At 68.3% G+C, this 7,719-nt stretch carries 8 protein-coding genes; all 8 read left to right on the top strand.

Annotated elements, in window-relative coordinates; translation table 11 throughout:
- Positions 1-824: sulfate ABC transporter substrate-binding protein (locus METUNV1_RS05390; RefSeq protein ID WP_043359144.1), on the top strand; the 824-nt coding region annotated here is incomplete at its 5' end.
- Between the two features lie 17 nt (positions 825-841).
- Entirely contained in the window at positions 842-1,432 is a 591-nt protein-coding gene (ssuE, locus tag METUNV1_RS05385) for an NADPH-dependent FMN reductase (protein WP_008059619.1), read from the top strand.
- Positions 1,433-1,487: 55 nt separating this feature from the next.
- Positions 1,488-2,639: an FMNH2-dependent alkanesulfonate monooxygenase gene (ssuD, locus tag METUNV1_RS05380; protein ID WP_008059617.1), complete on the top strand. Its 1,152-nt coding sequence runs from the start codon at positions 1,488-1,490 to the stop codon at positions 2,637-2,639.
- A 246-nt stretch (positions 2,640-2,885) separates the two neighbouring features.
- On the top strand, positions 2,886-3,881 hold the full coding sequence (locus METUNV1_RS05375; RefSeq protein WP_008059616.1) for an aliphatic sulfonate ABC transporter substrate-binding protein: 996 nt from the start codon (positions 2,886-2,888) through the stop codon (positions 3,879-3,881).
- 4 nt (positions 3,882-3,885) lie between these two features.
- The gene (locus tag METUNV1_RS05370) at positions 3,886-4,725 is read left to right on the top strand and encodes an ABC transporter permease (protein WP_008059615.1); all 840 of its coding nucleotides are present in this window, start codon (positions 3,886-3,888) and stop codon (positions 4,723-4,725) included.
- Positions 4,726-4,735: 10 nt separating this feature from the next.
- Entirely contained in the window at positions 4,736-5,464 is a 729-nt protein-coding gene (locus METUNV1_RS05365) for an ABC transporter ATP-binding protein (RefSeq protein ID WP_043359142.1), read from the top strand.
- Between the two features lie 32 nt (positions 5,465-5,496).
- Positions 5,497-6,471: an aliphatic sulfonate ABC transporter substrate-binding protein gene (locus tag METUNV1_RS05360; protein ID WP_008059606.1), complete on the top strand. Its 975-nt coding sequence runs from the start codon at positions 5,497-5,499 to the stop codon at positions 6,469-6,471.
- Between the two features lie 10 nt (positions 6,472-6,481).
- Positions 6,482-7,711, top strand: a complete 1,230-nt coding sequence (locus METUNV1_RS05355; protein ID WP_008059605.1) for an acyl-CoA dehydrogenase family protein — start codon at positions 6,482-6,484, stop codon at positions 7,709-7,711.
- Positions 7,712-7,719 lie beyond the last annotated feature (8 nt).

The raw sequence follows: 7,719 nt of genomic DNA, 5'->3' as shown, positions 1-7,719 counted from the left end.
TCAAGCAGTCCCACGGCGGCTCCGGCAAGCAGGCCCGCTCGGTCATCGACGGCCTCGAAGCCGACGTGGTCACCCTCGCCCTGGCCTACGACGTCGATGCCCTGCACGACAACGGCAAGCTCATCCCCGCCGACTGGCAGAAGCGCCTGCCCCACAACGCCTCGCCCTACACCTCCACCATCGTGTTCCTGGTGCGCAAGGGCAACCCCAAGGGCCTGAAGGACTGGAACGATCTGGTCCGGCCCGGCGTCGAGGTCATCACCCCCAACCCCAAGACCTCGGGCGGCGCGCGCTGGAACTACCTCGCCGCCTGGGCCTACGCGGCCAAGCAGCCGGGCGGCTCGGACGCCACCGCGAAGGAGTTCGTGAAAAAGCTGTTCGCCAACGTGAAGGTGCTCGATTCCGGCGCCCGCGGTTCAACCACCACCTTCGTCGAGCGCGGCATCGGTGATGTGCTCATCGCCTGGGAGAACGAGGCCTATCTGGCGGTGAAGGAGCTGGGTCCGGACAAGTTCGAAATCGTCACGCCCTCGCTGTCCATCCTGGCCGAACCGCCGGTCAGCGTGGTAGACAAAGTGGTCGACAAGCGCGGCACCCGCGCCGTGGCCACCGCCTACCTGGAATACCTGTACAGCCCGGAAGGTCAGGAAATCGCGGCCCAGAACTACTACCGCCCGATCGACCCCAAGGTCGCCGCCAAGTACGCCAAGACCTTCGCGCCGGTCAAGCTCTTCACCATCGACGCCGAATTCGGTGGCTGGCAGAAGGCCCAGAAAGCACACTTCGCCGACGGCGGCGTGTTCGACCAGATCAGCGTGCGCTGAGCGCGGAGCCCGATCGAATGTCCATCCTGTTTCTCCAGGGCAGCCCGGTCGAGCCGTCGCGCTCGGCGGCGCTGTCCGGCTTCGTCGCCGCCGAGCTGGACCGGCGCGGTGTCGAGAACACGCGGCTCAAGCTGACCGACCTGCCGGCGCACGCGCTGCTGCACGCCCGCTTCGGCGACCCGCAGATCCGCGCCGCCAGCGAGCGGGTGGCCGCCGCCAGCGCGCTGGTGATCGCCACTCCGGTCTACAAGGCGGCCTACAGCGGCCTGCTGAAAAGCTTTCTCGACCTGCTTCCGCAGAACGGGCTGGACGGCAAGGTGGTGCTGCCGCTGGCCACCGCCGGCAGTCCGCATCACGCACTGGCGCTCGACTACGCGCTGCGGCCGGTGCTGCAGTCGATGTCGCCGGCGCTGGTGCTGCCGGGCGTGCATGCCACCGACAGCACGGTGGCCAAGGACGAACACGGCAACTACCAGCTGTCGGACGACATCATCGACCGCCTGCTGCAGGCCACCGACCGGCTGGTCTATGAGTACCGCGCACTGCTGAGCCGGCGCGCGCAGCAGGTCGAGCCGGTGCCCTTCGACCAGGTGCGCTGCAGCGTCTGAGTCCACCGCGCATTCACGCCCGCACAGGCATTCCACGTATTACAGGGTATCCATCATGAATGTGTTCTGGTTCATCCCGACCCACGGCGACAGCCGCTACCTCGGTACCGCGGAAGGCGGTCGCCAGGTCAGTCTGGACTACATGAAACAGGTCGCCATCGCGGCCGACACGCTGGGCTACGACGGCGTGCTGCTGCCGACCGGTCGCTCCTGCGAGGACGCCTGGGTCACCGCGTCGGCACTGATCGGCTTCACCCAGCGGCTGAAATTCCTGGTCGCACTGCGGCCCGGCCTGACCGCACCGTCGCTGGCCGCGCGCATGGCGGCCACCTTCGACCGCCTGTCCGGCGGCCGGCTGCTGATCAATGTGGTGACCGGCGGCGACCCGACCGAGCTGGACGGCGACGGCATCTTCCACACGCACGACGAGCGCTACGAAATCACCGACGAATTCCTGCGCATCTGGCGCGGCATCCTGTCCGGTGCACACGACGGATCGTCCTTCGACTTCAGCGGCAAGCACCTCACGGTGAAGGGCGGCAAGCAGCTCTACCCGACCGTCCAGCGCCCGCATCCGCCGCTTTGGTTCGGCGGTTCGTCGCCGGCGGCGCACGAACTGGCGGCTGAACAGGTGGATGTCTATCTCACCTGGGGTGAACCGCCGGCCGCGGTGGCCGAGAAGATCGCCGACATGCGCCGTCGTGCCGCAGCGCACGGCCGCACGCTGCGCTTCGGCATCCGCCTGCACGTGATCGCCCGCGAGACGACTGAGCGCGCCTGGCAGGCGGCGGAAGACCTGATCCGTCATCTCGATGACGCCACCATCGCCGCCGCGCAGAAGAAATTCGCGCAGATGGATTCGGAAGGCCAGCGCCGCATGGCCGCGCTGCACGGCGGACGCCGCGACCGGCTGGAGGTAAGCCCGAATCTGTGGGCCGGCGTCGGTCTGGTGCGCGGCGGTGCCGGCACCGCGCTGGTCGGCGACGGTCCGACCATCGCCGCGCGCATGAAGGAGTACGCCGACCTCGGCATCGAAACCTTCATTCTGTCCGGCTATCCGCACCTCGAGGAAGCCTACAGCTTCGCCGAGCAGGTGTTCCCGCATCTGCCGCGGGCGCAGCAGCAGGGCCTGCCCGGCTTCAGCCTGTCCGGCCCCTTCGGCGAAATCGTGGCCAACCACTACGTGCCGGCTGCATCCGCCAGCTGATCGCGCTGCGCCGTCCCGCCTGAAAAGCCTCCGTCCCCAGCCGGGAACGGAGGCTTTTTTTCGGTCCCGCGCCGCATCCGCTTATCACTGGATCGGCAAAGCAACGCAGTCGGTCAGCACAAATGCAGCGCAGATTTAATTGGTTTGGATGCGCGGCGCCCACCCCTAGCATGACCTTCAGACGCGCGACACAGCGCGGCCCGACATCGTCGGATACGACATTCAACCGGACTGAAAAGGACAATCATGAGCACCGCACCCTCCCGCATCCGCCGCCTGCTGATCGCCGCCGGTCTGGCGGCCGGCGCACTGCCGCTGACCGGCTTCGCCGCCGGCGACGCGCCGAAGGAAATCCGCCTCGATTACGCCTACTACTCGCCGACCAGCCTGGTGCTGAAGCGCTTCGGCTGGCTGGAACAGGCAGTGAAGCCGGCCGGCATCGAAGTGAAATGGACGCTGAGCCAGGGCAGCAACCGCGCGCTCGAATTCCTGAACAGCGGCGCCATCGACTTCGGCAGCACCGCCGGTCTGGCCGCAGTGCTGAGCCGCGCCAACGGCAATCCGATCCGCTCGGTCTATGTGTACTCGCGACCGGAATGGACCGCGCTCGCGGTGCCGAAAGACTCGACCATCAAGTCGGTGGCCGAACTGAAGGGCAAGCGCATCGCCGCCACCAAGGGTACCGACCCCTATCTGTTCCTGCTGCGCTCGCTGCATGAAGCGGGCCTGTCGCGCAATGACGTCGAGATCGTCCATCTGCAGCACCCGGACGGCCGGGTCGCGCTGGAACAGAAGCGGGTCGATGCCTGGGCCGGTCTGGATCCTCACCTCGCCGCGAGCGAACTGGAAGCCGGCTCCAAGCTCATCTACCGCAATGTGAACTTCAACACCTACGGCTTCCTGAACGTGTCCGAGAAATTCCTGAAGGCGCATCCGGACCAGGTGAAGACGGTGATCGCCGCCTACGAGCGTGCCCGCCGCTGGGTGATCGCCAATCCGGACGAAGCCGCGAAGATTCTGGCGGAAGAAGCCAAGCTCAATCTGCCGGTGGCGCAGGCCCAGCTCAAGCGCACCGACTTCTCCAACCCGCGCATCGGTCGCGAGCACCACGACGCGCTGCGCGCCGCCGCCCCCATCCTGGTCGAGGAAGAGCTGGTGCGCAAAGGCACTGACGTCGCCAAGGTGGTGACCGAACTGATCGATCCCAGCCACGCCGCTGCGGTTCTCGCGTCCAAGGACTGATGCCATGAACACCGCTGCCCGCACCTCCTCCCTCCAGGCGACGGTGTCGTCCGCACGGCCGGCTGTCCCCGCCGGCCGTGCCGGGCGCCCCCATCCGGCGCTGGGCTGGGTGCTGCCGGTGCTCACGCTGCTGGCCTTCGAAGCGCTGGTGCGCAGCGGCCTGCTGGCCGCCCACCTGTTTCCGGCACCGAGCGAAATCGTGCGCACGCTGTTCGATCTGGGCAGCGGTCTGGCATCGCACATCGGCGTCAGTCTTGCCCGGGTGGCCGGCGGCTTCGCGATCGGTGCTTCGCTGGCAGTGATCGCGGCGGTGGTGGTCGGGCTGGACCGCCGCGCCGAAGCGCTGCTCGACCCCACATTCCAGGCGCTGCGCGCCGTGCCCAGCCTGGCCTGGGTGCCGCTGCTGCTGCTGTGGCTGGGCATAGACGAAACGCCCAAGATCACGCTGATCGCGATCGGCGCCTTCTTCCCGGTCTATCTGAACCTGCTGTCCGGTCTGCGCAATGTCGACCGCAAGCTGGTCGAACTGGGCGAGGTGTATGGACTGAGCCGGACCGCGCTGGTGCGCCGCATCCTGCTGCCGGCGTCGCTGCCCAGCCTCTACACCGGCCTGCGCGTCGGCCTGAGCCTGGCCTGGATGTTCCTGGTCGCGGCCGAACTGATCGCCGCCACCCGCGGCCTGGGCTATCTGTTGACCGACGGCCGCGAAACCTCGCGTCCCGACATCGTGCTGGCCGCCATCCTGCTGCTGGCGGTGCTGGGCAAGCTGTCGGACAGCGTTCTCAAATCGCTTGAGAAGCGAGCGCTGGTCTGGCGTGACGCGCTCGAAACCCGACTTGGCTGAGGTGCACACCATGACCGCACTGCTCGATGTGCACGTACCGTCCAAGCGCTTCGGCGACCGGCGCGTGCTGGACAACTTCTCGCTCACGCTGGAAGCCGGCGAAATCGTCAGCCTGGTCGGCGCCAGCGGCTGCGGCAAGAGCACGCTGCTGCGCATCGTGGCCGGCCTCGACCGCGAGCACGACGGCACGGTGACGCTGAAGGGCCAGCCGCAGCACGGCGTGAGCCGCGACATCGGCGTCATCTTCCAGGAGCCGCGGCTGCTGCCCTGGCTCACCGTGGCGCAGAACGTCGGCTTCGACGCCGATGCGGCGCGCGCCCGCGATCCGCACGTGTTCACGCTGCTGGAAGAGGTTGGCCTGTCGCAGGTGGCCGACGCGCTGCCCAAGGCGCTGTCCGGCGGCATGGCACAACGGGTGGCTATCGCCCGTGGCCTGTTCAACCGGCCGCCGCTGCTGCTGCTCGACGAGCCCTTCAGCGCGGTTGATGCCTTCACCCGCATCCGGCTGCAGGAACTGCTGCTGGCCATCGCCCGCGAACACGACACCACGCTGCTGCTGGTCACCCATGACGTCGATGAAGCGGCCTGGCTGTCCGACCGCGTCATCGTGATGGGCGGCGGCCGGGTGCTGGACGAGGTGACGATCACCGAACAGCGTCCGCGCAGCCGCCGCTCGCCGGCACTGACCGAAGCACGCAACCGCATTCTCGAAATTCTCGAAGGCGCACACGTCCTCTGACGTCGCGCAGACACCGATAAAAGGAAAGAGCCATGATCCGACCGCTGTCCATCCGGCGCCGCAATGCCTTGAAGGCCATCGTTGCCACCCTGCCCGCGCTTGCCATCGGCCGCGCCTTCGCGCAGGACAAGCCCGCCACCGTGCGCATCGGCTACCAGAAGTCGTCCACGCTGATCACCGTGCTGAAGACGCGCGGCACGCTTGAGCAGAAGCTCGCGCCGCTGGGCGTCAAGGTGAGCTGGCACGAGTTCGCCAGCGGCCTGCCGCTGCTCGAAGCGCTGAACGTGGGCAGCGTCGACGTGTCTGCCGACGTGGCCGATACCGTGCCGGTGTTTGCGCTGGCGGCTGGCGCCAACCTCACCTATCTGGCACAGGAAGCGCCCTCGCCCACCGCCCAGGCCATCGTGGTGAAGGCCGATTCACCGATCCGCAGCGTGGCCGACCTCAAGGGCAAGCGCGTGGGCTTCGCCAAGGCCGCCGGCGTGCATTACCTGCTGATCGCCGCGCTGGAAAAGAGCGGCCTGAGCTTCAAGGACATCCAGCCCGCCTATCTCGCGCCGGCCGACGGCCGCGCTGCCTTCGAGCGCGACGCGATCGACGCCTGGGTGGTGTGGGACCCCTTCCTGTCGGCGGTGCAGCGCCAGGCCAAGGTGCGCGTGCTGGCCGACGGTACGAATCTGGCGCAGTACCAGCGCTACTACCTCGCCTCCACGCCCTTCGCCCAGGCCCGCCCGGACGTGATCAAGGTGATCTACGACGCGCTGGCCGACAGCGGCAAGTGGGTGAAGCAGAGTCCGAAGGACGCCGCCGCGCTGCTGGCGCCGGTATGGGGTCTGGACGAAGCCACGGTGGAACAGGCCAACGGCCGCCGCAGCTACGACGTGCGGCTGGTGCAGCCGGAGCGGCTGCAGGAACAGCAGGCCATCGCCGACACCTTCACCCGCGAAGGCCTGCTGCCGCGCAAGGTGAATGCCACCGCGGTACCGGTCTGGAAGCCGGTGCTCTGAGGTTGCCGCGATGAATGCTCCCGACATCAGCCGCCAGCTCGAACGTGGCGACGCCACCCATCTGTTCGACCGCGATTTCGGCGCCCACACCGAAGCGGTCGAACGGACCGCGCGCGGGCTCGAAGCCACCGCCGCCGAGCGCGACCGCGCCGGCGGCACCGCCTGGGCCGAGCGCCAGCTTCTGCGCGACAGCGGTCTGCTCACGCTGGCGGTGCCGGCGGAGTTCGGCGGCGCCGGACTGCCCTGGCCGCAGATCTACGCCATCATCCGCCGCTTCGCCGAAGCCGACAGTTCGCTCGCTCACCTGTTCGGCTTCCAGCACCTGCAGGTGGCCAGCGTACGGCTGTTCGCCAACCCGGCCCAGCAGGCCCGCCTGCTCGGTGACACGGTGACGAAGGGCTGGTTCTGGGGCAACGCCACCAACGGTCTGGACACCCGCATCCGGCTGACGCCGGCGGGCGACCACTTCCTGCTCGACGGCGTGAAGTCCTTCTGCTCCGGCGCCACCGGTTCCGACATGCTGAACGTGACCGCGCCGCGCGGCGACGACCCGGCCGACCGCGTGTTCATCAGCCTGCCGACCGACCGCGCTGGCATCACAGTGCACGACGACTGGGACAACCTCGGCCAGCGCCAGACCGACAGCGGCACCGTCACCTTCGAAAAGGTACGCGTCGAGGCTGACGAAATCCTCGGCCCGCCGGGCACCCGCGGCACGCCGCGGGCCACGCTGCGCACGCTGGTGTCGCAGCTCATCCTGACCGAAATCTATCTGGGCAACACGCAGGGCGCGCTGCGCGCCGCCTGGCACTACGTGCAGCACGAAGCGCGTCCGTGGTTCGCCAGCGGCGTTTCGCGTGCCGCCGACGATCCCTACGGCCAGGTGCGCTTCGCCGAACTGTGGATCGCCTACCGCGGTGCGCTGGCGCTGGCACAGCAGGCCGAAGCGGCACTGCAGCGCGCGTGGGAGCGCGGCGATGCGCTGGACGCACGCGAACGCGGCGAGGTCGCGCTGCTGATCTGGCAGGCCAAGATCGCCGCCGGCCGCGCCGCGCTCGACGTGACCTCGCGCATCTTCGAACTGATGGGTGCGCGCGCCACCGCGGCCCGCTACGGCCACGACCGCTACTGGCGCAACGTGCGGGTGCACACGCTGCACGACAACCTCGACTACAAGCTGCAGGACATCGGTCGCTGGGTGCTGGACGACCGCGTCCCCGAACCATCCATCTATTCCTGAAGACATGA

The sequence above is a fragment of the Methyloversatilis universalis FAM5 genome (genome assembly GCF_000214035.2).
Lineage (GTDB): Bacteria > Pseudomonadota > Gammaproteobacteria > Burkholderiales > Rhodocyclaceae > Methyloversatilis > Methyloversatilis universalis.
This window is presented reverse-complemented; position numbering and strand designations above follow the sequence as displayed.